Origin of the sequence: Hyphomicrobium sp. (assembly GCF_020852195.1) — a bacterium.
Lineage (GTDB): Bacteria > Pseudomonadota > Alphaproteobacteria > Rhizobiales > Hyphomicrobiaceae > Hyphomicrobium_C.
This window is the reverse complement of sequence record NZ_JADZBI010000137.1, coordinates 1-25343: the sequence shown is the minus strand read 5'-3', so window position 1 is coordinate 25343 and position 25343 is coordinate 1. Positions and strand designations below refer to the sequence as shown.

Annotated in this window: 26 protein-coding genes and 1 tRNA gene; 12 read left to right on the top strand and 15 right to left on the bottom strand. The window is 66.2% G+C overall.

Translation table 11 applies throughout. The features are described from left to right. Nucleotides 1-86 precede the first annotated feature (86 nt). The gene (locus IT540_RS11195) at nt 87-1052 is read left to right on the top strand and encodes a hypothetical protein (protein WP_291177350.1); all 966 of its coding nucleotides are present in this window, start codon (nt 87-89) and stop codon (nt 1050-1052) included. A gap of 86 nt (nt 1053-1138) precedes the next feature. Here the strand turns inward: IT540_RS11195 and IT540_RS11190 are convergent. Then, nucleotides 1139-1214, bottom strand: a tRNA-Lys gene (locus IT540_RS11190). Between the two features lie 144 nt (nt 1215-1358). After that, nucleotides 1359-2915 carry a 2-isopropylmalate synthase gene (locus IT540_RS11185; protein ID WP_291177347.1) on the bottom strand — a complete coding sequence of 519 codons (1557 nt, stop codon included), beginning with the start codon at nt 2913-2915 and terminating at the stop codon, nt 1359-1361. A 481-nt stretch (nt 2916-3396) separates the two neighbouring features. Here IT540_RS11185 and IT540_RS11180 point away from each other — a divergent pair, with 481 nt between their 5' ends. After that, nucleotides 3397-3942 carry a VOC family protein gene (locus IT540_RS11180; RefSeq protein WP_366029724.1) on the top strand — a complete coding sequence of 182 codons (546 nt, stop codon included), beginning with the start codon at nt 3397-3399 and terminating at the stop codon, nt 3940-3942. A gap of 103 nt (nt 3943-4045) precedes the next feature. On the opposite strand, the gene IT540_RS11175 is transcribed toward IT540_RS11180, so the two are convergent. Continuing rightward, nucleotides 4046-5587, bottom strand: a complete 1542-nt coding sequence (locus IT540_RS11175; protein ID WP_291177344.1) for a helix-turn-helix domain-containing protein — start codon at nt 5585-5587, stop codon at nt 4046-4048. 206 nt (nt 5588-5793) lie between these two features. Between IT540_RS11175 and IT540_RS11170 the strand changes: the two genes are divergently transcribed. After that, nucleotides 5794-6546, top strand: coding sequence for a DUF1194 domain-containing protein (locus IT540_RS11170; RefSeq protein ID WP_291177342.1), 753 nt, complete (start codon nt 5794-5796; stop codon nt 6544-6546). Between the two features lie 4 nt (nt 6547-6550). Here IT540_RS11170 and IT540_RS11165 read toward each other — a convergent pair whose 3' ends face one another. Further along, nucleotides 6551-7492 carry a PhzF family phenazine biosynthesis protein gene (locus tag IT540_RS11165; protein WP_366029721.1) on the bottom strand — a complete coding sequence of 314 codons (942 nt, stop codon included), beginning with the start codon at nt 7490-7492 and terminating at the stop codon, nt 6551-6553. 40 nt (nt 7493-7532) lie between these two features. Further along, nucleotides 7533-8264: an NUDIX hydrolase gene (locus tag IT540_RS11160; RefSeq protein ID WP_291177339.1), complete on the bottom strand. Its 732-nt coding sequence runs from the start codon at nt 8262-8264 to the stop codon at nt 7533-7535. 288 nt (nt 8265-8552) lie between these two features. Between IT540_RS11160 and IT540_RS11155 the strand changes: the two genes are divergently transcribed. The 3 genes from IT540_RS11155 to pqqA all read left to right on the top strand — a co-directional run bounded on the left by IT540_RS11155 (nt 8553) and on the right by pqqA (nt 10490). After that, nucleotides 8553-9656, top strand: coding sequence for a patatin-like phospholipase family protein (locus IT540_RS11155; RefSeq protein ID WP_291177337.1), 1104 nt, complete (start codon nt 8553-8555; stop codon nt 9654-9656). A 90-nt stretch (nt 9657-9746) separates the two neighbouring features. Then, on the top strand, nt 9747-10220 hold the full coding sequence (locus tag IT540_RS11150; protein ID WP_291177334.1) for a MaoC family dehydratase: 474 nt from the start codon (nt 9747-9749) through the stop codon (nt 10218-10220). Between the two features lie 180 nt (nt 10221-10400). Then, nucleotides 10401-10490, top strand: a complete 90-nt coding sequence (gene pqqA / locus IT540_RS11145; protein ID WP_020086227.1) for a pyrroloquinoline quinone precursor peptide PqqA — start codon at nt 10401-10403, stop codon at nt 10488-10490. A 71-nt stretch (nt 10491-10561) separates the two neighbouring features. Here pqqA and IT540_RS11140 read toward each other — a convergent pair whose 3' ends face one another. Beyond that, nucleotides 10562-11311 carry a cupin domain-containing protein gene (locus IT540_RS11140; protein ID WP_291177331.1) on the bottom strand — a complete coding sequence of 250 codons (750 nt, stop codon included), beginning with the start codon at nt 11309-11311 and terminating at the stop codon, nt 10562-10564. Nucleotides 11312-11593: 282 nt separating this feature from the next. Between IT540_RS11140 and IT540_RS11135 the strand changes: the two genes are divergently transcribed. After that, a complete protein-coding gene (locus tag IT540_RS11135) occupies nt 11594-11788 on the top strand; it encodes a hypothetical protein (RefSeq protein WP_291177328.1) in 195 nt (64 codons plus the stop codon). 71 nt (nt 11789-11859) lie between these two features. Here the strand turns inward: IT540_RS11135 and IT540_RS11130 are convergent, their stop codons facing one another. From IT540_RS11130 to IT540_RS11115, 4 genes are all read right to left on the bottom strand, one after another. Then, nucleotides 11860-12852, bottom strand: a complete 993-nt coding sequence (locus tag IT540_RS11130) for a DUF1775 domain-containing protein (protein WP_291177325.1) — start codon at nt 12850-12852, stop codon at nt 11860-11862. A 23-nt stretch (nt 12853-12875) separates the two neighbouring features. Then, nucleotides 12876-13376, bottom strand: coding sequence for a copper uptake system-associated protein (locus tag IT540_RS11125; RefSeq protein WP_291177323.1), 501 nt, complete (start codon nt 13374-13376; stop codon nt 12876-12878). Nucleotides 13377-13381: 5 nt separating this feature from the next. After that, nucleotides 13382-15670, bottom strand: coding sequence for a TonB-dependent receptor (locus tag IT540_RS11120; protein WP_291177319.1), 2289 nt, complete (start codon nt 15668-15670; stop codon nt 13382-13384). Nucleotides 15671-15760: 90 nt separating this feature from the next. Then, nucleotides 15761-16144, bottom strand: coding sequence for a DUF2946 family protein (locus tag IT540_RS11115; protein ID WP_291177316.1), 384 nt, complete (start codon nt 16142-16144; stop codon nt 15761-15763). A gap of 224 nt (nt 16145-16368) precedes the next feature. On the opposite strand from IT540_RS11115, the gene IT540_RS11110 reads away from it, so the two are divergent. Next, nucleotides 16369-17127: a DUF1194 domain-containing protein gene (locus tag IT540_RS11110; protein ID WP_291177313.1), complete on the top strand. Its 759-nt coding sequence runs from the start codon at nt 16369-16371 to the stop codon at nt 17125-17127. A 128-nt stretch (nt 17128-17255) separates the two neighbouring features. Here the strand turns inward: IT540_RS11110 and IT540_RS11105 are convergent, their stop codons facing one another. The 5 genes from IT540_RS11105 to IT540_RS11085 form a co-directional block, all read right to left on the bottom strand. Next, nucleotides 17256-17456, bottom strand: a complete 201-nt coding sequence (locus tag IT540_RS11105) for a hypothetical protein (RefSeq protein ID WP_291177310.1) — start codon at nt 17454-17456, stop codon at nt 17256-17258. Nucleotides 17457-17544: 88 nt separating this feature from the next. Continuing rightward, complete coding sequence (locus IT540_RS11100; RefSeq protein WP_291177307.1) at nt 17545-18354, bottom strand: formylmethanofuran dehydrogenase subunit C; 810 nt, start codon at nt 18352-18354, stop codon at nt 17545-17547. After that, complete coding sequence (gene fhcD, locus IT540_RS11095) at nt 18351-19259, bottom strand: formylmethanofuran--tetrahydromethanopterin N-formyltransferase (protein WP_291177304.1); 909 nt, start codon at nt 19257-19259, stop codon at nt 18351-18353. The genes IT540_RS11100 and fhcD overlap by 4 nt, the downstream gene beginning before the upstream one ends. Nucleotides 19260-19261: 2 nt before the next feature. Further along, nucleotides 19262-20950 carry a formylmethanofuran dehydrogenase subunit A gene (locus IT540_RS11090; RefSeq protein ID WP_291177301.1) on the bottom strand — a complete coding sequence of 563 codons (1689 nt, stop codon included), beginning with the start codon at nt 20948-20950 and terminating at the stop codon, nt 19262-19264. Between the two features lie 23 nt (nt 20951-20973). Next, a complete protein-coding gene (locus tag IT540_RS11085) occupies nt 20974-22269 on the bottom strand; it encodes a formylmethanofuran dehydrogenase (protein WP_291177298.1) in 1296 nt (431 codons plus the stop codon). A 188-nt stretch (nt 22270-22457) separates the two neighbouring features. On the opposite strand from IT540_RS11085, the gene IT540_RS11080 reads away from it, so the two are divergent. From IT540_RS11080 to IT540_RS11065, 4 genes are all read left to right on the top strand, one after another. Then, complete coding sequence (locus IT540_RS11080) at nt 22458-22985, top strand: SRPBCC family protein (protein ID WP_291177295.1); 528 nt, start codon at nt 22458-22460, stop codon at nt 22983-22985. Nucleotides 22986-23197: 212 nt separating this feature from the next. Continuing rightward, complete coding sequence (locus tag IT540_RS11075; protein WP_291177292.1) at nt 23198-24127, top strand: YncE family protein; 930 nt, start codon at nt 23198-23200, stop codon at nt 24125-24127. Nucleotides 24128-24294: 167 nt separating this feature from the next. Beyond that, nucleotides 24295-24978: a hypothetical protein gene (locus tag IT540_RS11070; protein WP_291177289.1), complete on the top strand. Its 684-nt coding sequence runs from the start codon at nt 24295-24297 to the stop codon at nt 24976-24978. Next, a partial coding sequence (locus IT540_RS11065) for a hypothetical protein (protein ID WP_291177286.1) occupies nt 24975-25343 on the top strand: 369 nt, incomplete at its 3' end. The genes IT540_RS11070 and IT540_RS11065, both read left to right, overlap by 4 nt.

Here is a 25343-nt window from a genome sequence, read left to right as displayed (position 1 = left end):
TTCTTTCGAGCGTTGCCGCGCTTGCTCGCGTCCTGACGGCGTGACATCCTCGAACGAGATTGAGCGTCCATTTTCCGGAGGCGGCCATGATCCGCCGGTTCATATTTTTTCCGATTGCCCAGGCGCAGACTTTCGTTGCCGCCGTTGGTGTTGCAAGCAATATCCTGGCGGGTATCGCTACTCAGCCTGCTCCGGCTCAGGCAGAGGACAAGTGTGTGGTTGCACGGCAGGGAGGCCCGTGCAAGTTCAGCCGCGACAATCGGGCCTTCGAGGGTACGCCTGCTCAGCAGGCCCGGTGCCTGCTCCGTGAGCTTAAGGTCGGGGGCACGGTGGGAAGGCCCATGACGCAACTGCCGGCGCCGCTCGATAAGTTGATCGGCACTCCGACGACCGTACGTCCCGCCGAGGTCGCCGCCTACGCAGAACGCTGCCGAATTCCCGCTGCAGAGCTCGGCAGCGCCTACAAGACGGAGGCGCGGGCCGCGGATGCACCGGCGGCGCGCTATTTCGTTCTCCACGACACGGCGTTAGCGCTGTTTCGCGGCAAGACGCCGACGAGCTTCGATATGGACACGATCAACTCCGCGGTCTGGCCATACAATGCGAGGCCCAAGTGGAGCTATTTCGAGGACAAGATCAGCTTCATGGTCAACAGGGCGGGATCGTCGACACCCTTCGTGCCGTTGAACGACGCAAGGCCCAAGGATGCCATGCGGCTCGAGGTTTGCTTCCCCGAGGTCAAGCCGCTTTTCATCCATGTCGAGCATGTAATGCCCCGCTCGACGCCGGCCAAAAAGCCGAACGATTCATACTTCCCCGTTACGCCAACCCCTGCCTACACCGATGCGCAGATGCAGCGCTCCGCGCTGCTTTACATCGTTTCCAGCGTATGGGCCGGGCGCTGGCTCATTCCGGCCTTCCACGCTCATATTGACGGCGCCTTGCGTCGCGACGACCCGCAAGGATTCAACGTCGCCGCATGGTCGGCTGCAGTTGCGCGCGCAGTCGACGACATCAGCAAGGGCACCTCGGTCAGTTGCCCTAAAACGTGACGGGGTATCGCAAAAAAACAAGCGCACCCCTAGGCACGACGAGACGGGTCGGAGCGCGAGACGACGAGCGGCTAAACCATTGAAATTGGTGGGTGATGAAGGATTCGAACCTTCGACCCGCTGATTAAGAGTCAGCTGCTCTACCAACTGAGCTAATCACCCGCTGCCGGAAGACGGCGAAGGGGCCCCGAACGAGTGCTCTAGGGCCCCAACGCCGGTTCGTCTAACACCAGCCAACCCCCTTGTCCAGTCGGATATGACCCGGAATAGGGACAGGGCTGTCGGCCGCTGGGGACAGGCGGCCGCTCAGCCGATCTGCTCGGCCTTCGCCGTCTTCTGCCGCTTGAGCATCAGCTTGTTGAGGGCCGCCACGTAAGCCCGCGCGGAGGCCACCATGGTGTCCGTATCGGCGCCGCGGCCGGTCACCACGCGCCCGTCCTCGGCAAGGCGGACAGAGACCTCGGCCTGCGCGTCGGTGCCCTCGGTGACGGCGTGCACCTGATAGAGCTCGAGCTTGGCCGTATGCGGCACCAGCCGATGGATCGCGGCGAAGATGGCATCCACCGGACCGTTGCCGTTGGCATGCACCGTCTGCTGCGCCCCGTCGATGTCGAGCGTCAGCGTCGCCGACTGCGGCCCGCTGGTCCCGGCGATCACCTGCAGCGCCATCACCTTCATGCGGTCGTGCGCGTGCGCGATCCCCTCGTCCACGAGCGCCTCGATGTCCTCGTCGTAAACGTGCTTCTTGCGGTCGGCCAGCGCCTTGAAGCGGTTGAACGCGTCCTCGAACGCGTTCTCGCCGAGGTCGTAGCCGAGCTCCTTGAGCTTGGTGCGGAACGCGTTGCGCCCCGAGTGCTTGCCCATGACCAGCGATGTCTTGCCGACGCCGACCGATTCCGGCGTCATGATCTCGTAGGTCTGCTGGTGCTTGAGGATGCCGTCCTGGTGGATGCCGCTCTCGTGCGCGAACGCGTTCCGCCCGACGATGGCCTTGTTGTACTGCACCGGGAAGTTCGTCACCGCCGAGACGAGCTTGGAGGCGCGCGCCAGCATCGTCGTCTCGATGCCCGTGCGGTAGGGGAGCACGTCGCCGCGCGTGCGCACGGCCATCACGACCTCTTCCAGCGCCGCGTTGCCCGCCCGCTCGCCGATGCCGTTGATCGTGCACTCGATCTGCCGCGCGCCTGCCTTCAGCGCCGCGAGCGAGTTCGCGACCGCGAGCCCCAGGTCGTTGTGGCAGTGCGTCGAGAACACTGCCTTGTCCGCGTCCGGCACGCGTTCCCGCACGGCCCGGAACATCTCGTAGTATTCCTCGGGCGTCGCATAGCCCACGGTGTCCGGCAGATTGATGGTGGTGGCACCGGCGCGGATGGCCGCCTCCACGCACTGGCAGAGGTAGTCGATGCCGGTGCGCGTCGCGTCCATCGCGCTCCACTCGACGTCCTCGACCAGGTTACGCGCCCGCGTCACCGTCGCCGTGATGATCTCGAGCACCTCGGCCTCGCTCTTGCGCATCTGATGCGCGAGGTGGATGGGCGAGGTCGAGACGAAGGTATGGATGCGGCCGCGCTGAGCATGGCGCACGGCCTCGCCGGCCCGGTCGATGTCGGCGTTGATGGCGCGTGCGAGGCCGGCGACCGTCGCCCGCTTGACGCGCTTGGCGATGGCGGACACGGCCTCGAAGTCGCCCTCGGAGGCGATCGGGAAGCCCGCCTCGATGATGTCGACGCCCATCTGGTCGAGGCAGTCGGCGACCTCGAGCTTCTCCTCGAAGGTCATGGTGGCGCCGGGGCACTGCTCGCCGTCGCGCAAGGTGGTGTCGAAGATGACGACGCGGTCGCCGTCGTTGCCGGTGGTGGTCATGAAACGTGGTCCTTCCTCAGTGACCAGCCCGTCATAGCGGTTGCTGGCGGAGATCCTATCAGCGTGCGTCTCGGGTCCCCTGAGCACCTGCCCGGCGCATTGCCGGGCCCCCGGTTCTCAGGGGCTGATAAGGAGGAGGGTCAGGAGGCCGGACGCGGGCGCGCCGACGCGGCCGGGCGCAGAAGCGCCGGTCGGGTTTGTGTCGGGGCTGCCAAACATCGGGCTCATGGGCGAGCAGGTCTCGGGCCATAAAACTCGTCTATGCCGTTGACACTTACGCGAATCCACCCCCGGAGCGCAAGGGGGGCGGGTCGAAGGGTCACTGAGCGGTAAACGCCCATCCAGCCTCCCGCCTTCATTCCGGCCGGCTTCCGATGTCGGATGCGGTTCCGCTCGTTCGTCTTCCAGGCACGGGAGCCGCGCGCCCGACGGCGTCGCCTCTTGGATCAATGGGTTAGACAACTCAGGGAAGGAGTACGCCATGGCGAAAGCAGCAACCAAGGCACGTCCGGCAGAGAAAGCAAGCTCGGCCGAAAGCGGCAAAACCGCGAAGGGGAAATGGGATTCCCGCAAGATGCCGACCGTGACGCCGCATCTCGTCTGCGCCGGCGCGGCCAAGGCCATCGACTTTTACAAGAAGGCATTCGCGGCGGAGGAGATCATGCGCCTCGAGGGGCCGGATGGCAGCTTGTGGCACGCGTCCATCACCATCGGCGGGTCTCCCGTCATGCTCGTCGACGAGTTCCCCGGCATGGGCTCGCTCGGGCCCAAGGCGCTCAAGGGCACGCCGGTTACCATCCATCTCAACGTCCCCGACGTCGACGCCTTCGTCGAGCGGGCGGTGAAGGCGGGCGCGACGGTGGTGATGCCGGTGGGCGACGCGTTCTGGGGCGATCGCTATGGCCAGATCGAGGATCCGTTCGGGCACAGGTGGTCGGTGGCGACCCACGTCAAGGACATGACGGTCGAGGAGATCAAGGCTGCCATGCCTGCCATGTCCGAGTGCGGATCCGGAGAACCGAAATAGAAACGGCGGCCTTTCGCTGATAAGGGCGCATCGGCCGGAAAGACAAGTGCGCCGGTTGCGGGCGAGCGGGATCGCCAAGGGCCAAGCTCGCCCGGACCTTGGCTCAACCGCGAAGCCCACGCCCGACGAGATCCGGTACGATGCCCTCGCCATAGTGGCGTATCATGTGTGTGATGAGGCCGCGCATGACGTTCTCGCGGTGTTTGGCGGCATGGAAGTGGCGCGCCGAAACATTGTAGAGAAAGAGGATGATCTGATGCGCGCGCGCCTCGCCGAAAGATGCGAGCAGCGCTTCGAGATGGTCGGGCAGCTTCTGTGCCTCGGGGTCCACAATGAACAGCCCGATCTTGGCAAGGATTGCCGGATTGATGGCGTAGAGTTCGGCACCGAGCACATCGACCATGGCGCGGTCGTTAGCGGCCAATGCCAGCGTTGTCTTGAGCACTTTCAAATAGACCAGAAACTCCGAGCCGGGCTCGGCGAGCTCGATGGCCTTGTCGTAGAGCAGACGCGCCTCGACGAAATCGCCCTGGTACATGCGTATCTGCGCGCGCGTGGCAAAGGCGGCGGCAAACGCGGTGCTTCTCTCGAAGGCCTCTTCGGCAAGTCGATCGGCCAGCTCGAAGTGACCGCGGTCGATGAAGAACAGCAGCTTCGCCGCGCCGAGCACGAGCAGGGGATTGTCTTGGATGGCGGAGAGCGAGCCGAGCACGAGATCCTCGATCTCGGCTTCGATTGCCTCCCACTCCTCGGCCGGGCGGGGAACCTGGATCAGGCTGGCGTAGAGGGCGAGCCCACGCATGATGGCGAGCGCAGGATCGTCGGGATTGGCCGCACGCGCTCTCTCGATCTGCGCGCCGGCTTCCTGCCAGCTCTCGGGCGCGCGGGAGAGGAGCAGGGCAGCATCGTGCATGCGCAATTCCAGCGGCCTGTCGACCGGCGCGAGCGGGGACGGCGAAGGGAGCGCGCGATGCGCCCAGATTGCGTCCTTGATGCACGTTGCAAGCGCGCGGATCTCGTTGTCCTGAGGCGCGCTCGCTAAGGCCATCCGGAACGCCTGCAGGATCTGCCCCGACCGCCCGTCGCGAAGCACGAAGGCACCGTGCAGCCGGCCGATGTCCTCATGCAGGCTCGCGTCGAGCGAGTAGGAGACCGAGCCCGAAGTATTCGCATCGGATGACCAGTCCGGCTTGATGACGATGCCGTGCTTTTGCCCCGTGACGGCGTCGAGCGCCTTGGCCAGTCCGGCGAGCATCGGACCGGCCCTCGCGGCCGTGGGCTCGTGCCGCATGCCGTAGCACGGGCCGATGACCACGAAAGCACTGACGCTCTCCTCCTGTTTGGCGATCCAGACATAGCCTTCGCCGTACTGCGTTGCGATGAAGCGGGGCGCCCGCGCACTGTCGCCGAGCTTCGCCCTCAGGCGGTTGACGAGAAAATCGACGTTGCGGTCGGAGATGTCGGAGCCTGTGTGTGTGATCGCGTCGAGGATGTGTGCCCGACTGAGAGGCCTGTTGGGGTTCTGCATGAAGAGCTTGAGAAGCGCGCGCTCATAGCGCGTGAAGCGCAGCTGCTCGCTCTTGCCGCGTTCGGCGAAGAGGAGGGTCTTGTCAAAGACCAGATCGCCATAGCGCCGCTGCTCCATGTCCCCCCGTACTTTTTGTACCGGCTCCCGACGCACCGGGCGGGCACATATTCGGCCCCATGTTTCAAATATTCAAACAACAATCGTTTTCCAAACTCCGCCTGCTGAGAAGTCGGTCCGAAAACGTCGATCCTTCTACGTCGGGGAAAAGGTTAATGAGAGAAAGATCCGCAAACGGCATATGCACCGCAGCGATGCTTCTTTGCATGGTGCTGCTGCCCGCGGAAAGTCGCGCGCAGACCCTGGTCGATGTCGAGATCGTCATCGCCGCCGATGTCTCCGTATCGATGGATCGCGAGGAGACGCGCCTGCAGCAGGAGGGCTTTGTCCATGCGTTCCGCCATCCGGATATCCTGAGCGCGATCCAAAGCGGACCCGTCGGGCGCATTGCCGTTGCCTATATCGAGTGGGGCGGAGCAGGCCGGCACAGGGTCGTTGTGCCCTGGTCGCTGATCGAGGACGCCGAGAGTGCACACCGCTTCGCGCGGCGCCTGGAGAAAAATAGACCGGCGCGCTTCAACCGGGGCACGTCGATCAGCAGCGCGCTGTTGCGGTCATACGATCTTCTGCTGGCAAGCGGCTATTCCGCGACGCGGCGCGTGATCAATATCTCGGGCGACGGTGTACAAAACAAGGGTCCCGACCTCGCGCTTGTCCGCTCCGAACTGCTCTCGGCCGGCGTAACCATCAACGGCCTGCCCATCGTCTACAAGGGGCTCCTCGACGGCGTTGTCGCAGGGCCGGAGCGAGAGACGGATCCGCGGGTCTTGATCGAATACTTCGAGCAGGCTGTGATCGGCGGCCCCTACGCCTTCGTCGAGCCGGTCACCGCCATCGAGAGCTACACTGAGGCGGTGCGACGCAAGCTCATCCGCGAGATCCGTACCCCGATGTATGCCGGCTTGAGAAACGCAGGTTGGACGTCATCCGCCGAGGACGAGGATCGCGCGGCGGAATAGCGGCTCAGACCTCGATCGTCCCTTCCGACACGCGTACGGCCGAGCCGCCGATCCTGACCGTCGTGAGCTTGCCGCCGGCCACCACGAGCGTCAGCACGATCTGGCTCGGACGGCCCATCTCGTAGCCCTGCTCGACGATGCGGCGGTGCGTACCGTCCGGCAGGCCGTCGAACTGGTGCACGATGCCGGCGAGGCCCACGGCTGCCGATCCCGTGGCCGGGTCCTCCGCGATGCCGACCTGCGGCGCGAACATGCGCACATGGAAGGCGCTGCTCGTGTGCGTGCACTGGCGCGTATAGACGTAGACGCCGGAGACACCTTGCTGCTCGAAGGCCCGCTCCCAGTGCGCGCCGTTGACGCGCGCTCGTCCGATCGCCTCCAGCGAGACCACGGGCACGAAGGCGAACGTGGTGCCCGCCGCATAGCAGAGCGGCACGTGGTTCTCGAACCCGACCTCGCTCGGGATGAGGCCGAGCCCCGCCGCCAGGATGTCGTCTGGCGGCAGCGCGCCGGCCTCGGCCGGAAGCTTTGGTGCGTCGAACTCGGCGAACGCGGCGGCACCCGCCCGCAAACGGGCCCCAACGCGCACCGTACCGATGTTCTGCTCGAGCACGATCAGCGCGTCCTGCTCGCCGTTGTGTACCGGCGCATTGAGCTCCGCGAGCAGCACCGCCGTACCGACGGTCGGATGGCCCGCGAACGGGATCTCGCTCCTGGGCGTGAAGATGCGCATCTTGGCCGAATGCGCCGGGCGCGTCGGCGTCTGCACGAAGACCGTCTCGGAGAGGTTGAACTCCCGCGCGATCTTCTGCATCTCGGCTTCGCTGACCCCATCGGCATCGAGCACGACCGCCAGCGGGTTGCCGCCGAAGCGCCGGTCGGTGAACACGTCGAGCGTATGGAACTTGAGCGCCATGTAGTCTCCCCCGCGTTGAAGCGCGCGCACTCTGCCCTATCCGCCTCCTCGCTCCAAGCGGGGCGGCGCCTCAGGCCAGGGATTTCAGGCCGGGGAGGTGGCCGAGCAGCACCCGCGCGTAGTCCGGCATGGGAAGCCCGGCCGCCGCGTCGCCCGGCGCGGCGAGCACAAGGTCGGCAAGCTCGCTGTCCGCCTCCGCCGAGATGTGCCGCGCAGCATCCTTTAGCAGCGCCGCGCCAGGGAGCGGCGAGCGGTAGGGGACGGCGATCGAAAGCACGGGGCCTGCGAAGGTCAGCACGTAGCCGCCGGTCCGCGCAATCGCGGGCGCGGCGAGCCCCGTTTCCTCGGCGATCTCGCGCGCGACGCTGCCGTCGATGTCGATGCGCCCGTCAGGCCCGATGTCGCGCACGTCGATGAAGCCGCTTGGCGGGTAGCAGAGGCCGCTGTTGAGGTGCCCGGCGCTCTGGCGCCCCAGCAGCACCTGTCCGTCTGCAGAAAGAATGAGCGCCGAGCCGAACGCGTCCATGACGCTCTGATCGCACCACCCCGTCTCGCGCCAGTAGAGGAAGCTCTTGAAGTCGGTGCGCACGAAGCGCGCCGAGAACATGCCGCCCGCGGAAAGGGCGCACTCCGTCATGAGATGCACGACACCGTTGAAAAATCCCGGTTTCTCGTGTGTCCGCAGTTCCCAGTGCTGGTCGATCTCCTCCCGGCTCCGGTCGGCGAACGCCCACCCGCCGTCGGTCACATTGAGATCCACGCCCGTAGCCGCAAGCACCCGTGTTTCGCCGTGCGACCACATCGGCAGTTCCCCATTGAAAGCTGGCCCGGCCGGCCCCCGCGCTCCGCTGCGGCTAACCATAAGCTCGCTTAAGCCATAACAATGACATAAGGCCGGCAGATTGCCTCACCATGCGGAGTGGAGAATACCGGCGTTCGGATGTCTTGCGTAGCAAAGGGCCGGAAGGAGGGGAGGCTGTGCGCCGGACGGGACGGCGCGCCTAGCTTCACCCCCCTATGGGCTGTCGCTCCTGGCCTGCTTGTCGCGGTCATCCTATCCGCCTGCGCGAGCCTGGACAGGCTGCCGGCCGTGCCCCTCGCGCTTGCCTCTGAGATCAAGCCGCTCGATATCCCCTACGCACGCTTCTACGCCGACGGCGACCCTGCGGTCTTCAGGGCGCTCGCCTACGAGATGGTCTCGAAGGCGCACGCATACCGCGCGGCGCAAGGTATCAAGCAGGTGCCGCCGACGCACTTCCTCGCCATCTCGGGCGGCGGAGACGACGGCGCATACGGAGCAGGCCTCCTGGTCGGATGGACGGCGCGCGGCGACCGCCCGCAGTTTGCGGTCGTGACCGGTATCAGCACGGGTGCGTTGTCGGCTCCGTTCGCGTTCCTGGGCTCCGACTACGACGAGCAGCTGAAGCGCGTCTACCCCGAGACCAGCGCCGGGGACATCTTCAACACGGAGCCATTGCTTGCCATCCTGTCGAGCGACTCCGCGGTCGATACGGCCCCGCTCAAGCGCCTGATCGCGAGCTACGTCGATCAGGAGATGGTCCGGCGCATCGCCGAGGAATACGACAAGGGGCGCCTGCTCCTGATCGCCACCACGAACCTCGACCAGGCCCGCTCCATCATCTGGAACATCGGCGCCATCGCCAAGAGCACCGATCCGCGGGCGCGCGAGCTGATCATCGAGGTGTTGCGCGCCTCGGCCTCGATCCCGGGCGCCTTCCCGCCCGTCATGCTCGACGTCACCGTCGACGGCAAACGCTACGAGGAGATGCACGTGGACGGCGGCGCCATGGCCCAGGTTTTCCTCTATCCGCCGTCGCTGAAGCTGAAAACCGTCGACCGCATGCGCCCGCACCATAAGGACATCGCCTACATCATACGCAACGGCCGCCTGTTCCGCGCCGAGGCATCGGTGAAGCGGCAGACGCTCGCCATCGCCGGCCAGGCCATCTCCACAATGACGGCGGCCAACGCGGTCAACGATCTCTACCGCATCTATCTGACGGCGCAGCGCGACGGCGTGGATTTCAATCTCGCCTACCTCGAGGATGAGTTCACCGAGCCCTACAAGGGTCCGTTCGACCGCATCTACATGAACACCCTGTTCGAGTACGGCTACCGCAAGGGCAAGGCCGGCTATGCGTGGCGCAAGCTGCCGCCCGGCTACCAGCGATAGCAGCCTTGCGCGGCGCTATGTCCCCTATCCAATGCCGCGCGCCGCGTTTGAACTCCGCGCCACCGCCACCAGCCGGGAGCGCGCAACGCCATGAGCGGCGATCAAACCGTCCAACCGCTATATTTCGAGGACCTGCCCGTCGGCCGGCGCGTGACGACAGGATCGCTCGTCATCGATGCGGCCGCGATCAAGGAATTCGCAGCACGCTTCGATCCGCAACCTTTCCACCTCGACGAGGCCGCGGCAGCGAACACCTTTTTCGGGGAGCTCGTGGCGAGCGGCTGGCACACGGCCGCGCTAACCATGCGCCTCCTCGTGACGAGCGGGCTGCCGATTGCCGGCGGCGTGATCGGCGCCGGTGGCGAGGTGCAGTGGCCGCGTCCCACGCGCCCCGGTGATGAGCTGACCGTCGTTTCGGAGGTGATTGCGGCCAAGCCCTCCACCTCGCGCCTGAACCGCGGCATGGTCACCGTGCGCAGCGAGACTCGGAATCAGGCGGGCGAGGTGCTGCAGATCATGACCGCGCGCCTTGTGGTCCCGCGCCGTCCGGCGCCTCTGGCCTGATCTACGGCCGGCGCGGAGCGAACGGCGTGTCGTCCAGGCCGCAAGTGTTACACCATAGCATCAGTGCCACTTATGAGGCCTCTCGGAAAATACGATTGGCCGGACGGGTGCGGGTCAGGGTATGGTTTCGCTATAAGTCGGGCGGATCGCATAAATCCGCTACAACCCAAGGAGAAGACCATGAAGACCTGGATGAAGCCCTCGGTTCGCGAGCAGGAAGTCGGCCTCGAGGTAACCTCGTATCTGCCGGCTGAGATCGACCTGATCTAAGGCGCGATCACACTCTGCATAGATCGTGCGGCGGTCGCGAAGCGGCCGCCGCTTTGTTTTTGAGGAGCCCCCTACGCTTCTTTGGGCGTGAAGCTGCAGAAGAGCTTCTTGACCGGCGTGGCGCTGCTCCAGCCGACCGAGGCCCCCTTGGGCACGAAGCACGTTTCCCCCTGAGCGAACGTCTCCGTGCGCCCCGCGCCGTCGTCGAGCGTCACCGTTCCTTCGAGAATGTGCATCAGCTCGTGGCGCGAAAAGGGTTGCGCCGTGCGCCGATAGGGCGTGGCCGACCAGACTCCGGCCGTGAGCTGGCCCGTGAGGTATGTGAACGCGATCGCCTCGCGGCAGGTGGGCGGCGGGCCTTGCAGGAGAGCCGCGTCCGGACCCTCGGCCGGCATGAGCGGCGCGGCCGGGTCGATCTTGCGCGCCCGCAGCGCTCCGGTGTTCTCCGGCACGTATCCCGAGCTGTCGCTGTGTATGACAAAGAACTTCCTAAGATCGCCCTCCTGGCGCCAGGAGCAGACGGTACCTTTCGGAATGAAGAAGGCCTCCCCGGCCGTCACGTCGAGCCGGCTGCCGTCGGCGTGGTCGATCGTCACGGCCCCTTCGAGCAGGATCATCACCTCGTTCGTCGACCACGGCCCCATGCGCCCGGTCATCGGCGAGCACGCCCAGACGCCCACCATCAGCCCCGAGGCCGTGTCATCGAGCCACAGATGGCCGTACTGCTGCCCCGTTCCGGCGATGAGATCGTCCTTGGGCATCGGCCCCCAGTCCTCGAGCACGCCCGATCCAGCGGCTGAGAGGCGTACGAACCCGGTCATCGTGGTCTTCCCCGAGGCGGCGTGAGGTTTTCCGAATGGAACTGCGGCAATTCCGTGGCGAGCGCCGCATTCCTTTCGCAGCGCGTCATCGATGTGAAGAATATATCATCGATTTTCACTTTGCCGCGCGCGTGAGCCGGTATTTACTCCATCGCACGAGGGTATGCACCGGAAGGTGAAAACCGCAGAGCATTTGAAGAGAGACGAGGGGGGAACCGGCGACCGGCCGCAGCGTTGACGCCGGGCAACTGAGCCAATGAAGCGTTACGGAGTATTCGCCTCATGAACAACTCAGCCGCTCCTTCCAACCATACGAAGACAGGGTCGACTGTCACCTACCTTCACCTGAGAGACCGTACGGCCGAGCTGCCGCCGATCCGCTATCCCTGGACGGAGGAGCTCGAGCGCCGTCGCAAGGCCGTCGCCCGCTGGAGAGGAAACGACTCCGGCCTCAAAGAGACGATGATGCGCGAGTAGCCATCGCGTCGACTCCGAGTCTTCGGCCCGCAGAATCAGCGACACTCACCAACGCGCCCGCCGCAGCCGCCTCAATGGTGGCTGTGGCCGCCGCCGCTCGCACCAAGCGCGCGCACAGGCAGAACCACCTCTCCCACGGCCCCGCTCTTGAACGCGAGCTTCACGGACACCTGCGAGCCCTCGACGAGCGGCTGCTTGAGATCCAGGAACATGAGGTGCTTGCCCCCCGGCTTCAGCTCCACGCTGCCGCCAGCCGGGATTTCGAGGCCATCCGCCAGACGGCGCATGCGCATCACGCCCGCGTCGTCCGTGGTCATGTCGTGGATCTCGCCGCGCCCCGCTACGGGTGTCTGGACGGAGACCAGCGTGTCGGCTGTGCTCCCCGTGTTGTGGATCGTGAGATAGCCGGCGGCGACCTTGGCGCCCTCGGCCGTGGCGCGCGTCCAGGCGCCCGCGATGGCGAGCGTTCCGATGGTCGTCGCGCCGTCGCCTGCCGCCGCCTTCGCATCGCCGTGCTTGTGGCCGTGTCGGTGCTCGTGCGCAGGCTCGCCGCCGGCCGCGAGCCGCAGTACGGCCGCCGGCGCCGCGAGGTCATGCGGATCCTGCCCCTCCGCCGGCACGTCGACCCAGCGTTCCTCGCCGTTTGCGCACACCTGCACGACCTTGAAGTAGAGCGCGCTCTCGGTCAGCTCCCGGGCGATGAAGCCCGAGGCCACGAACTCGTCGTAGTAGTCGTCAGGCAGCTCGCCGCCCGACCACTCGATCTGCTTCACGCCCTCGCTGAGGGGGCCGTGATAGAAGCCGTAGCTCTTCGCGTAGGCCCCGCGCACGGTCTTGATCGTCCAACCCGGCTTCGGCATCGGCTTGACGCCGATGAAGCCCTCCGGAATCTCGACGCGCACCGTGTGCGTCGCCTGCCCGTCGCATCCGTGCGGGATCTTGAGCACGGCCTTGTAGGACTTGCCGCGCTGGGTTTCTGCTCGCTCGAGGGTGACATGCGCGTATGCGGGCAGCGCGGAGAGCGCCAGCGCTGCCCAGATCGAGAGCTTCCAATTGAATGTCATGACACGCTTCCGAGTTTGTCCGCTTAGTGATGCGAATGATGATCGTGGTCCAACGGGGCATGGTGTCCGGCGGCATCTCCCGAGACGACGCCCTCGAACAGGGAAAACATGGCCCGCCGCTCGGCAGGGAGCACGGCCTCGGCGGCCTTGAGGTCCGCCGCGATCCGGTCGGCATTTTCCGCGGGCACGCCGGCCTCCGCGAGCCAGCCGGCCTCGCGGAGCGGATCGCCGCTGCACAGTACGACGACCCAGCCCTTCGCGTCCCGCCGCAAAAGGGCACGGCCGCCATGCTGGCCCTGCGTCCAGCTTGCAACGGCATAGTCTCCCGAAATGACGACTGGGTCCGTCTCGACCTTGCTTTCGGGCCTGTCCCAGGTGGCGCCGATGAGCGCACGGATCGCTCGGGCATCGTCGACCGCCAGGGCGGGCAGGGGAGAGTGGATGGCGCCGCAAAGCGCCATCCACGCACACGCAATCAGCGTCGCGACACGTCGGGAGCCAGGCGCGAGAGGCCGAATGCGCATGGTGCTCACCATTTCACCTGGAAGCCGCCGTAGATGGCGCGCCCGGTGCCGGGCTCGAACACGGCGCCGTCCGCGCCACCGAGATCGCCCGACACGCTCGCCGACGCGATGTAGGCTTCGTCGGAAAGGTTGCGCCCTTCGAGGTAGGCCGAGAACGTCTCGCCCTCGTAGCCGATCCTGGCTCCCCATATCGCGTACGCGTCCGTCTTGAACGTGTTCTCGTTGTCCACGAAGTACGCCTCCGGAACCCACTCGATGTTGGGGCCGAAGAAAACGCCGGACGGATGCTTGTAGACGAGCTCGGCGCGCAGATAGTGCCGGGGCGCGCCCGGCAGCTCGTTGTCCCCGTAGTCGGCATCATCGTCGAAGCGGAAATCGCTGAACGTATACGCCGCGTTCAGCCAGAGCTGATCGAGCCGCCCCGCCGTCTCGATGATGCCCGACCAGAGCGCCGCGCCCACGCCGAGCTCGACGCCCTGGTGGATCGTCTTGTCCGCGTTGACCTGGTTGCAGAGCGACGACCCGACCGTGAGGCACTGGAACTCGTTGTCGATGTTGGAGCGATAGAGCGCGAGATCCCACTTGAAGTCAGGTGTGGATCCGCGCGTTCCGATCTCGTAGGTCGTCGCCCGCTGCGGGTCGAGGCTGGTGGTGAGAGCCGGCGTGACCGTGATTTCGCTGAACGTCGGCGCCTCGCCGCTGCGCGACACGTTGGCGAAGACCTGCGCGAACGGCGTCACGTCCCACGCGATGCCGGCCTTGGGGTTCCAGAAATCGAAGCTCGCCTTGCCCGAGGAGTTCCCGTCGGAAAGGAAGTTGTCGGAGACCGCGCGTTCCGCGTCGACGTACTGCAGCCCGGCAACCAGCGCCACCGTCGGCTGCACGAAGAACGAGTTCTCGGCGTAGACGATCGTATTGTCGGACTTCTGGTCGGAATCCGACATGAGCGCGCCGCGCTCGCCGAGGATGTTACGATAGAACCGCGACCGCGTCTCGCCGTTGTGGATGCTGACGCCGGCGACCAGCGTGTTGCGGAAGCCGCCGATCCTGCTGTCGTCGACGATCCGGGCGAAGCCGCCCTTTTCCTGCGTGTCGTTGTCGAGCACGAACAGGATCGGATGGTCGAGCTGCTTGTCCCGGTAGAATGCCCCGAACTCCGCGACGGTCCCCGGCGCGAGGCGGACGGTCGTCCTGTTGGCGACGCGTACCGCATCGATGTTGCGCTCGAAGTCGCGGTCGACGTTATCGTTGCCCGTGCTGAACGGGAAGAACGGGAGCGACGGCTCTCCCGGCAGCACGAATGCGCCCTCCGGGTTCGAAAGCGCCTGCTGCTTCGTCACGGCGCCCGGGATGTCCTGGCGGATGTGCGCGGCGCTGAGGTAGAAGCGCGTCTCGACATCGGGTGTCAGCCGGTAGCCGACGTTCATGGCCCCGCGCGTGCTCTCGCCTTCGGAGTGATCCCTGAACCCGTCCTGCTCCTGCCAGGTGCCGGTGATGAAGTAGTCCGCCGCGCCGAAGACGCCGCCCGAGCTGGCCGAGAGCTTGTGGAAGCCGAAGCTGCCCACATCGACTCGCGCTCCGAACAGGTCGGAATCGTAGCCGGTCGGCATGACGAAGTTGAGCGCGCCGCCGAGCGTGTTGGCGCCGTAGCGAAGCGCGTTGCCACCCTTGTAGACCTCGATGTAGCGGAACGCTGTCGGGTCGATCTCCTGGAAGTCGCTTGCGCCATCGGCCGTCGAGAGCGGGATGATGCCGTCGATCAGGAGCAGGACGCCGCGGCCGTGGAAGTTGCGCGAGAGCCCCGACCCGCGGATGGAGAGCCGGGAATCCTCGCCCCACTTGGGCTGCACGAGCACGCCCGGCACATAGTCGAGCGCGTCCTTCAGGGTGACGGCCGGCGTGGAAGTCTTGTACTCCTCGGCCGGAACGAGATCGACGCCGCCCGGCGTGCGCTCAATTTCGACCGTCGCCTCGGCGACCGTCGGCACGCCGAGGCTGCCCGAGCGGGCGCCGAATTGCGGGTGGTCGCTGCCGTCCGACGGCGCCTCGGCTTCGGCGCTGCTCGGCTGCTGGGCGATCGCGGCCGGAGCGGACTTTGCCGCCTTGGCCTTCGGCTTGCCCGTTGGCGCCGTCGTCGTGACGGTCACCTCGGGAAGCTCGGTGACGGCCTCCTGCGCCGATGAGGGCGCGCCGAGCGCAACGGAGAGGATGGCGACTGAGAGCGCGGAAGGAACGCCGTACTGGCGGATAAGCGTTGGCCGGGTCGAGCCCTGCGGCCGCAAGCAAGATGACATGGCGGAGGATCCGTATTGAATCTGAAGCGGGCGGCAGGCGTGCGCTTCCATCGACGGAACGCGACGCACGGCCACTGATGACGAGCGGACTCAGATCAACGCGGAGGTTGGTGGACCACGGGCCGATTGGGCCCCGGGTTTCGGTGTCTCGGCAAAGAGCGCGACCGCCCGCGGGTAGGTGACGGCGGCATACTCGGCCGCGGTGGCGAGGCTTTCCGGCGCCGCAGCGGCGAGCGCTGCCGCTCCGGCGGCGGCGAACGGGCAAAGCCCGCTCTCGACGTGCTGTGGCTTGGAGGCCGGCGCGGTCCCATCACCGTCGAGGCTCACGAGCTTCTGGCCCGTGCTCGTACAGATCACGATCTCGAACGAGCCCTTGGACGCATCCGCCGCCTGCACCATATAGCCAGCCGGCAGCAGGCTGCGCAGAGCCAGCACGGCGAGCAGGATCAGGTTGACGGCGGCACGCGTTGGCAAGGGCAAAGTCCTCGGTCCCCGACATCGGGCGCGGCGACGGTAAGCGCCGCCGGCCGCGTTGGCAAGCCGTGACGCAAAAGCATGGGGCGGGCTTCGTGCCCGTTGGGCCACAGTCCACTGGCGGCAGGACGCGATGCAGGGTTAAGATTGCGCGACGGTGATCTGAGCAGAAGAGAACAAAGAACATGAGGTCATGCCATTCGGGCGGCGTATGGAGCCGGGTTGTGGCCGCGGCGATGGCAGCAGTCCTGGCGCTGGCCGGCATCACCCATGCGCAGGAGCAGCAGGGGGATGTCGACACGGCGCTCATCGTTTCGGTGGACGTCTCGAACTCCGTCGACGAGCACCGCTACCGGCTGCAGATGGAGGGCATCGCCAAGGCGCTGGAGGATCCGGAGGTCTTGAAGGCGATCCTGAACGGTCCCAACGGCAGCATCCTCGTGGCCATGGTGACCTGGGCCGACAAGCCACGCCTCGCGCTGCCGTGGCAGCGCATTGCAAACCCTTCCGACGCGGCGTACCTGGCGTCCAAGGTGCGCGCTCTGCCGCGGCAAACGGGAGAGTTCACGTGCGTCTCGGGCATGATGCGCTCGATCTCGGACAAGGTGGTGCCGCAGATCCCGGCTAGGGCGCTGCGTATCGTCGTCGACGTCTCGGGTGACGGCCGCGAGAACTGCAACCCCGAGGAGGCGACCGCCGTCGTGCGCGACGAACTCGCGGCCGCCGGCGTGACCATCAACGGCCTGCCGATTCTCGAGGGCGATGAGGGACCGGCACTCGAGCAGTGGTACCGCGACAACGTGATGGGTGGACCTGGCAGCTTCATCCTTCCCGCACATGGCTTCAACGATTTCGGCCGCGCCATCCGCCAGAAGTTCATGATCGAGATCAGCGGCAAGCTTCCGCCCGTCAAGGAAGCGCGGCAGGTCGTGAAGGAGCACGGCTCCTCGCGTGCCATCCCGCCCGAAGCGGCGACGCAATAGACCATAATCGCTTCGGACCCTATCGGTCCGAAGCGTGAATCATCGGTCTCATCAGAGGTTAGATTGCGATACCGATTCAATCAAAGCTGATCGCGCTCTAGCGTCGCCGCGCAGAGCCGCGCCTCGTCTTACGTATCGTTGAAGGTGGACGACTGGCACTTCCAGCGCCGGATCCGCCATTGCGGATGCTCCTCGGCCCACTGCGCGAAATAGGGCGGCGCGGCCATCGTGCAATGCATGACGTCCATGCTCACATCGAGCGGAATCTTGAAGTCACGGCATTGCTTCGGATCGGCGATGAGACAGGCCGAAAGGATGATGCTGAGCATGAAAAGGCGCCTCCTGATGCCGGTGTGTGTTCAGCCGGTCGCAACAGATACGCACCAGACCCCTCGCCGGTTTAGGCAGAGATCCTCGCTATGCCGTCAGCAGAATCTCGCCCTTGCCGATGGTGGCCTGGTCGCCGGCGAGCTTGCGCACGGCCCCCGGCAGCGCCTTGGGCGCGAGCGGCCCCAGCACGTCCGCAATATAGCGCGAGAGGATGCGCAGGATCACGGGATCGATGCGCCCGCAGTCGGCGAACGTCGGCAGCAGCTCGTCGACGGACGGCCCGATCAGCGTGCCGCGCCGGAGCAGGGGACCGGGCCGCGGCCCGAAGCCGGCTTCGGTCCAGAGCGGTCCGCCCACCATGCGCGAGCCCGCCGCCGCGCCGAACTTGCCCTTTGCCACCACGATGCCGCGCCGCATGCGTTCGCCCGCCCGCTCGCCGACGCTGCCGTCGACCAGCACCGTGCCGCCGAGCTGGCCGAACTTGTCGCCGGGCCGCGCGCCGCCGAGGAAATCGCCGGCCGAGCCCTTGACGTGAATGAGGCCGCCCTTCGCCGTCGAGGCGAGGTAGGCGCCGGCGTCGCCACCGATCGTGATCTCGCCGCCTCTCATGCCGCGCCCGGCATAGGCGCCGACCGGCCCCTCGACCGTGATCGAGCCGGCATCGAGCCCGGCGCCCACGTAATCGAGCAACGGCGAGCCGCCCAATATGGCGACGGCCTCGCCCGGCGCCCCGCTGACCGCGAACACGTCGCCCACGTGCGGCACGTGCGGATCAGCGCCGAGCGGCAGTCTTTCGATGCCGCCTGTCGAAAGCCCCGCGAGCTTGCTCGGGATCAGTGCGGAGAGGTCGAGCACCTGGGTCGGCGCGGCGCGCAGGGTGAAGCTCAGCGTGCTCATGGCAGCAGATCCTTGAGGTAATAGTGGTGCTGGCCGAGCTTGCCGCCGTAGTTGCCGGCGGAGACCCGCGTCACGCCCTTCGCTGCGCCGGTCTCGATCAGCGTCTTGAGTCCGACGCGCATGGCGTCGGCAACGGACTTGGAGGTGAGACCGTCGATGACGATCTCGAGCACGGCGATTGTATCCGGGCTGCACTCGGTTTTCACTGCACCCTTGAGCGTCGGGCAGAAAGCGTCGTTGGTGGAGGCGATGGCGCCCTTGTACTTGGAGCCGACCTTCGATCCAGAGCGCACGATGCCGCCGGGAAACGGCGTGATTACGTCGTCAATCTTGGCGATGGCGTCGACCGCGGCCTCCGTCGCCTCGAGCAGCCCGGCACGGTCACGCCCGAGCACGAGCAGGTTGCCGCCGCCGACCGCATCCGTGGTGACGCCGCACGTGTCCTCGATGACGAACTCGCCGTCCATCACGGGGACGCGCCAGAAGCGCCGCTTGCCGAGCTTCTTCGCCGTCTGCCAGCCGTCGCCGAAGAAGCGCGGACCGGCCGCGAGCGCCAGCGTGGTTGGGCTGTCGAGGCCATTGTAGCATGCCGATCCCGGGCTGGTCAGCACGCACTGGCCGACGCGGTTGACGAGCTGCGGCTTCAGCGCATCCGGCGAGAAGCCGAAGATGAGCACGCGCACGCCGGGCCGCCCGTCGGGCGTCTCGTCGGGCTTGAGCTCGCGGTCGATGCCGCACTCGGCGCCGCAGCCGATGACTGACGTGCCGAACCCGGTCATGACCTCGGCCGAGATACGCGCCCACTTGAGCGTGTCGGCGGTGATCACGAGGCCGAGCCCGCTCATGCCGAACGCCTCGGCGAAAGTGTCGTCTATGACGACGCCGTTGATGGTCGTGGCGCTCATGGTCAGGAGGTCCTCGGTCCGCACGGCTGCACGATCACGCAGCCGCATTCTCCGCCGGTATGGCCGCAGTTGCTGTCCACGATCTCCTGGTCGGAGACGCGAAAGTTGTCGAGCTTCACCGTGTGGTAGCGGTCGAAATACTCGCGCAGCGACTTCTCGATGCCCGGATCGTAGTCGGGCCGGGCCACGTGCGTCGCGCCCGCGACCACCTTCACCACGCGGCCGTTCTTGACGATCATCTCGCCACTCTTGAACACGAACAGCGGCGTCTTGAACATCGCCTCCCGGTCGGCGTTGTCCTCGTAGACCGTGATATCGGCGATGGCGCCCGTGCCGAGATGCCCGCGGTCGCGAAGCCCCAGGCTCTTCGCCGGGCCCGCGCGCGTCATGATGGCGATGTCGTAGAGCGTGTACTCGCGGTCGAGCGACTTGAGGATGGTCGCTGCCTGCGCCGCCGGATGCAGCTTCTCCAGCATCTCGTTGCGGAACGTGCGGTCCATGAGCAGCCGGATGAGGTGCGGATAGAAGTAGAACGGCGCTCCGTTCGGATGGTCCGTGGTGAGGAAGATCCGCCACGGGTCGCGCACCAGCAGGAACAGCTCGAGCCCGATCGCCCACTGCAGCGCGTTGACGTAGCTCTTGTCGCGATACTTCATCGGCACCACGCCGCAGCCGTTGTCGCACTCGATGTCCATCACCACCCACTTCTTGGGGTTGGCGGACTTCGTGTTGCCGTACTGGCGCATGCTGTCGCCGGAAGCGGTGCAGGTCTGCCCGAACATGATCTGGCCGATGTCGATCGACACGTTGGGGGTCTGGTTCAGAAGCTCCGCGATCTGCGGCGCGCCGGACGAGAACTTCATGTCCCCTTCCGTGCCGTAGCTATGGAACTGGATGTGTGTGAGATGGAGCGGCAACCCTTCCGCGGCCCTGATCGTCGCCAGCGTCGAATACATGCTGCCCGGAACGCCGAGGTTGCAGCCGTGGATATGGATCGGGTGCGGAACGCCGAGCTCCTTCATGCCGCGCGCGAGCGTGAGGATGATGTCGCGGGGCGTAAGTCCGTAGAACTCGTGCCTCTCGTCGAGATCGAGCTGGCGCTGGTTGAACTTGAAGGCGCTGATGCCGCCCGGGTTCACGATCTTGACCGCCAGCGCCTGCGCCGCGTGCATGGTCCAGGCGATGTAGTCCTTGATGAACGAGAAGTCTTTCTTTTGCGAGAGCGCACGCAGGAAAAAGTCGTCGTTGCCGAGCATCACGAACGCGCCCTTGTCGATCATGGGCGTGTCGCCCATCTCGAGGTGCGCCTGGCGCGCGTTGGCCGGCAGCATGGCGGGCTCGAACGCCGCCGTGTAGCCCATCTCCGCGTAGCGGTAGCCCGTGGTCATGGTGGAGGGCACGGCGTGCCCGCAGCCCGAGCGCAGAAGCTCGGTGCGCGCCACCTCGTGGCCCTGGTGGTCCTCCGGCAGCAGCATGCGCCCGATCGTAACCTTGCCGCCGCCGATGTGGCTGTGCGGGTCGATGGCGCCCGCCATCACCACGCGGCCGTTGAGCGCATACTCGGCGTCGATACGCGTGCCGGGCGCCGGCGTCGCCACGATGCGCCCGTCCTTGGCATAGATGTCCCGCACCTCGCCGTTGACCCCGTTCAAGGGGTCGTAAACGGTTCCGCCGGTGAACTTGATCAGCATCTCTTGGATCCTCGAGGCGGAGCTTAAAGGGCGAGTTCGATGGCGCCGAGAACGTCGGATGCCTTCGGCAGGTTGGAGCGCCCGAGATTCTTGAGCGGCAGCGACACCACGTTGTCGACGCGGATGATGCGCCCCGCGTGGTCCGCGCCCGGCGTGCCGATGGGGATGAACACCGCCGGCGGGCTCGCGAGCTTGAGGCCGGGCGTGCCGAGCACGATGGTCGGGATCTTCGTCGCTGGCGGTCCGAGATCCGGCGTGAACGAGGCGAGCCAGAGAAGCAGGTCGCCCTCGCCGTTGGCCAGCATGCGCGGGATGGCGTAGCGCAGGAAATCGTAGTCGGGCTTGCCGCTGGCGAAGGAGACGCGCAGCGGATAGCCGCTCTGCCAGGACGAGACTGCGCCAGCCGAGATCGCCCCCTCGTTGCCGCCGAGCGCGAGTCCGGCCGCACGGCCGCTGACGTTGAGATCCTTGACGAGGTCGGACACGGTGCTGACGACCAGGTCCGCGTTCGGGAAGGCGAGGCTCGGCGGCGCCCATACGAACACGGGATAGGATGCCGCCCGGCACCGCTCCGCGAGCGCCTTGATATCGGCAAGCGGCACGCCGGCCACGGTCTCCTGCGCGAGTGGCGCGCCCCGGATCTCGGCCGCGAGCGCCGCCACGACCTCGCCCACGCGGTCGACATCGCAGGGAAGGGTGATCACGTCTCCGATGCGTGGTCCCGTGACGGCCGACTGGTCGAGCCCGCGGCCGATGAACACGACCGTCCGCTTCGGCGGCGTCTCAGACAGCAGCGACTGCTCGACGGTGACGATGCGCTCGAAGAAGCGCGGATGCAGCTTCTGGATGTCGCTGCCGACGACGATGAAGAAGTCGGCGCGGTTGCGCGTCTCCGTGAGCGTCGTCATGATCCAGCCGCGCGTCTGCAGCACGCGGAAGTTTCGGTACTGCCCCTCGGACAGCGCATGATCGACGACGCCGCCCGACTTGTCGGCGAGCGCCATCACCGCGCGAATGCCGTCGACGTCGGTGCCGAGGCCGCCATAGAGCGGCAGCGCCGCCTTGCGGATCAGCTCCGTCGCGGTCTGGATAGCAACCCCGAGGTCGACGTCGCGCCCCGCGACCTGGGGCTTGGCGCCGTCCACGTTGCGCTCGAATCCGGCTATGGCCTTTTCGCAGCCGTTCTTGGTGACCTTGATCCCGGTTTCGTCACGGGCCAGCTCGAGATCGTCACACACAAGACCGCAGAAAGGGCAGGCGACATCCGTGATCGCGTTGGACTTGGGCGGCTGGCCCTGGCCTCGGGTCCAATTCGTCATTTTCGATCGATCTCGTTATTGATTTGGCGCGGAACAAAAGCATGGACCCGCGCCCAAAACAACATCCGATAATGCTGCGCCGCGGGGCGGCCAATCCGCGCATCGATTGCGCGCCTCACGAACCTTCCTTATTGTCCGGCGCCGGCTCGAGAATGGTTTGCCGACGACGGAATTCCGGAGGACTGCTGATGGTTAGATTGTTTGCTTCATTCCTAGCGCTGGTCGCCCTGTGGCCGCTTGCCGCGAGCGCGCATGGCCCCACGCGGCAAAAGGTGACCGAGTCGGTCGAGATCAATGCCCCGGCGGACAAGGTATGGGAGGTCGTGGGCAATTTCCAGGACATGGGCTGGCATCCCGCCTTCGTGAAGACTGAGGGCAAGGGTGGCAACGAGGTCGGCGCGACCCGCGTCCTGACGCTCGAGAACGGCGGCCAGATCTTCGAGAAGCTCAACAAGTACGATGCCGAGGGCAAGACGCTCTCATACGAGATCACCGAGGTCGACGTGAAGGTGGTCCCCGTCACGAACTACTCCGCCCACTTCACCGTCACTGCCGACGGCGACAAATCCAAGGTGGAGTGGCGGAGCGCCTTCTATCGCGGCTACGTCAACAACGACCCGCCGCCGGAGCTCTCGGACGAGGCCGCCGTCAATGCAGTCACCGGCGTCTTCCAGTCCGGCCTCGCCGCGCTGAAGAAGAAGCTGGAAGGCGGCTGATGCCGGCGCCGAGGCGCGCCATCGCGCTGATCTTCCCCTCCCCCTTGTGGGGAGGGGGCAGGGGTGGGTGGAGCCACGACGTTCTGGATTCCCCCTCTCCTAGCCTCCCCCACAAGGGGGGAGGGACAGCGGCGTCGCAGGAAGCAGATCTCCTGATCACGAACGCCAGACGGCACAGATTCGCTTTCGCCGGTTTCGCCGCGCTGCTGACTGTGCTCGCATCGGCCGGTCCGGCCGGAGCGGAGCCGAAAGCGGCCCGCGAGGCGTTCGTCACCAACCAGACCGGCGACTCGCTCTCTATCGTCGATCTCGCGGCCGGCAAGGCCGCCGCCGAGATCGCCATCGGCGGCAAGCCTGCGGGCGTCGCCATGGCGCCGGACGGGCGCTTCGCCTATCTCACGTCGCCCGACAGCAAGGAGCTTGTCGTCGTCGATGCCGCCAAGCGGACCATCGCCTCCCGCTTCAAGGTCGGCGAGGGACCGCTCGGCGTCGCCGCCCATCCGGCGAGCGGCGTGGTCTATGTCGCCGACTGGTACGAGCACAGGCTTTTCGCCGTCGACCCTGCCGCGGGCAAGGTGACAGGCAGCGTCGAAGTCGGCCGGTCCCCGTCCGGCGTTGCGGTGACCGCCGACGGCGCGCGCATCCTGACCGCGGACCGCGACAGCAACGAGGTCTCGCTCATCGACGCCGTCACGCTCACCCGCACGGCCGCCGTCACGGTCGGCGAGCGTCCCTTTGGCGTTACGGTCGATGCCGAGAGCCGCCGCGCCTACACCGCCAACGTGGGCAGCGACGATGTGAGCGTGATCGATCTGGCCGCCGGCAAGGTCGTCGGCACCGTGAAGGTCGGGCGGCGCCCCTATGCGGTCGCGTTAGCTGGCGGGCGTGGGTTCGTCTCGGACCAGTACGCCGCGACCGTGACCGTCTTCGACCTCGAGACGCTTGCCGTGGTGAAAACCATCGGCGTCGGCGAGTACCCCGAGGGCATCGAGGCCGATCCATCCGGCAGCGCCGTCTACGTGGCCTGCTGGGAGGCCAATACGCTGGAGCGGATTGATACGGCAACTCTGGAGGTTACGGCCCGTATTCCGGTGGGGGACGGGCCACGGGCCTTTGGCCTCTTCCTGAGGACGTCCGAGTGACGCTCCGCCGCCTGCCCATCGATTGGGCGGGGCCCTCGCCTACCTAGCGAACCTATGCGCCTTGCAGAGATTTCATCATCGGGAGATTGCCGCTGGGCGGCTCCTGGGGCTAGAAGACTTCCCAAGAAGGCTGCCAGAATGGCGCCCCGAAGGAGGAAAACGGAACCATGTTGAGCTTCATTCGTGTGTCCGCGGCCGTCGCGCTGGTACTGCTGCCGACTGCGGCTGGCGCGGCCGGCGAGCAGAAGGCTGCGCCGATCCTGTTCGAAACGCGCCAGCTCGACCTCATAGACAAGGGCGGGGAGGTCACCTACCGCTTCGAGAAGAAGGGCTCGGACGAGCGCCTGGTCGGCAAGAACTACGCCGACGATATTCGCCTCGGCGTCGCGAAGGTGGACAATAACGGCGGGCGCGACGTCGTCTTCAAGGTCTTCACCGGCAGCAACGCCCGCGATCCGCAGAACTGGCCGGAGCTGACCATCAACCCGCTGTTCATCTGGTACCTGGACCGGGCGGTCAGCACGTTCAACTCTCTGGCCGGCGGCAGCCAGATGTATCTGAAGCACAAGATCCGCGAGGCGCTGGGCAACGCGACGGCCGAGGAGGTCAAGACCGACTACAACGGAAGCTCCGTGGACGCCTACAAGGTTACCATCGCACCCTTCGTCGACGACCAGAGCGCGTCCAAGATGCAGGGCTTCCACAAGACCAGCTTCACCATCGTGGTGAGCAACCAGGTGCCGGGTTACTTCGTTGACCTCCAGTCGAACTTCGTAAGCGCCCAGGCGGCCGGACCCGAGCTCAAAGAGCACATCAAGGTCGTCGGCATGGCAGGAGAGAAATCGCAATGAGCAGGCTGATCAGGCTTCTTGCAACGGCGGGATTGGCGGTAGTGGCGGCAGGAGCCGCCGCGTTTGGCGAGGAATGCGCCGAGAAGATCACGAGCCCGAGCCTCGTCAACGACTACCCGACCAACGTGCGCGGCGACTACATCTACGGCTGCATGTTGGTGAACGGGCAGACGCGCGACGTGCTCGACAAGTGCGCCTGCTCGATCGACGTCATCGCCTCCGTGCTGCCCTACAAGGAGTACGAGGAGGCGGAGACCATCATGTCCGTGCGCCAGCGTGGCGGCGAAAGCGTCGCCTACATGTACGCGCCCGCCATGCTCGAAAAGGTCAAGAACCTGAAGCGCGCCCAGGTCGAGGGCGAGATC

What these genes read in the sequence shown, in the direction of transcription:
- IT540_RS11195 (WP_291177350.1), top strand. Translation starts at nt 87, where the DNA reads ATGATCCGCCGGTTCATATTTTTTCCGATTGCCCAGGCGCAGACTTTC.
- IT540_RS11185 (WP_291177347.1), bottom strand. Translation starts at nt 2,915, where the DNA reads ATGACCACCACCGGCAACGACGGCGACCGCGTCGTCATCTTCGACACC.
- IT540_RS11180 (WP_366029724.1), top strand. Translation starts at nt 3,397, where the DNA reads ATGGCGAAAGCAGCAACCAAGGCACGTCCGGCAGAGAAAGCAAGCTCG.
- IT540_RS11175 (WP_291177344.1), bottom strand. Translation starts at nt 5,587, where the DNA reads ATGGAGCAGCGGCGCTATGGCGATCTGGTCTTTGACAAGACCCTCCTC.
- IT540_RS11170 (WP_291177342.1), top strand. Translation starts at nt 5,794, where the DNA reads ATGGTGCTGCTGCCCGCGGAAAGTCGCGCGCAGACCCTGGTCGATGTC.
- IT540_RS11160 (WP_291177339.1), bottom strand. Translation starts at nt 8,264, where the DNA reads ATGTGGTCGCACGGCGAAACACGGGTGCTTGCGGCTACGGGCGTGGAT.
- IT540_RS11150 (WP_291177334.1), top strand. Translation starts at nt 9,747, where the DNA reads ATGAGCGGCGATCAAACCGTCCAACCGCTATATTTCGAGGACCTGCCC.
- pqqA (WP_020086227.1), top strand. Translation starts at nt 10,401, where the DNA reads ATGAAGACCTGGATGAAGCCCTCGGTTCGCGAGCAGGAAGTCGGCCTC.
- IT540_RS11140 (WP_291177331.1), bottom strand. Translation starts at nt 11,311, where the DNA reads ATGACCGGGTTCGTACGCCTCTCAGCCGCTGGATCGGGCGTGCTCGAG.
- IT540_RS11135 (WP_291177328.1), top strand. Translation starts at nt 11,594, where the DNA reads ATGAACAACTCAGCCGCTCCTTCCAACCATACGAAGACAGGGTCGACT.
- IT540_RS11130 (WP_291177325.1), bottom strand. Translation starts at nt 12,852, where the DNA reads ATGACATTCAATTGGAAGCTCTCGATCTGGGCAGCGCTGGCGCTCTCC.
- IT540_RS11125 (WP_291177323.1), bottom strand. Translation starts at nt 13,376, where the DNA reads ATGCGCATTCGGCCTCTCGCGCCTGGCTCCCGACGTGTCGCGACGCTG.
- IT540_RS11120 (WP_291177319.1), bottom strand. Translation starts at nt 15,670, where the DNA reads ATGTCATCTTGCTTGCGGCCGCAGGGCTCGACCCGGCCAACGCTTATC.
- IT540_RS11105 (WP_291177310.1), bottom strand. Translation starts at nt 17,456, where the DNA reads ATGCTCAGCATCATCCTTTCGGCCTGTCTCATCGCCGATCCGAAGCAA.
- IT540_RS11100 (WP_291177307.1), bottom strand. Translation starts at nt 18,354, where the DNA reads ATGAGCACGCTGAGCTTCACCCTGCGCGCCGCGCCGACCCAGGTGCTC.
- fhcD (WP_291177304.1), bottom strand. Translation starts at nt 19,259, where the DNA reads ATGAGCGCCACGACCATCAACGGCGTCGTCATAGACGACACTTTCGCC.
- IT540_RS11090 (WP_291177301.1), bottom strand. Translation starts at nt 20,950, where the DNA reads ATGCTGATCAAGTTCACCGGCGGAACCGTTTACGACCCCTTGAACGGG.
- IT540_RS11085 (WP_291177298.1), bottom strand. Translation starts at nt 22,269, where the DNA reads ATGACGAATTGGACCCGAGGCCAGGGCCAGCCGCCCAAGTCCAACGCG.
- IT540_RS11080 (WP_291177295.1), top strand. Translation starts at nt 22,458, where the DNA reads ATGGTTAGATTGTTTGCTTCATTCCTAGCGCTGGTCGCCCTGTGGCCG.
- IT540_RS11070 (WP_291177289.1), top strand. Translation starts at nt 24,295, where the DNA reads ATGTTGAGCTTCATTCGTGTGTCCGCGGCCGTCGCGCTGGTACTGCTG.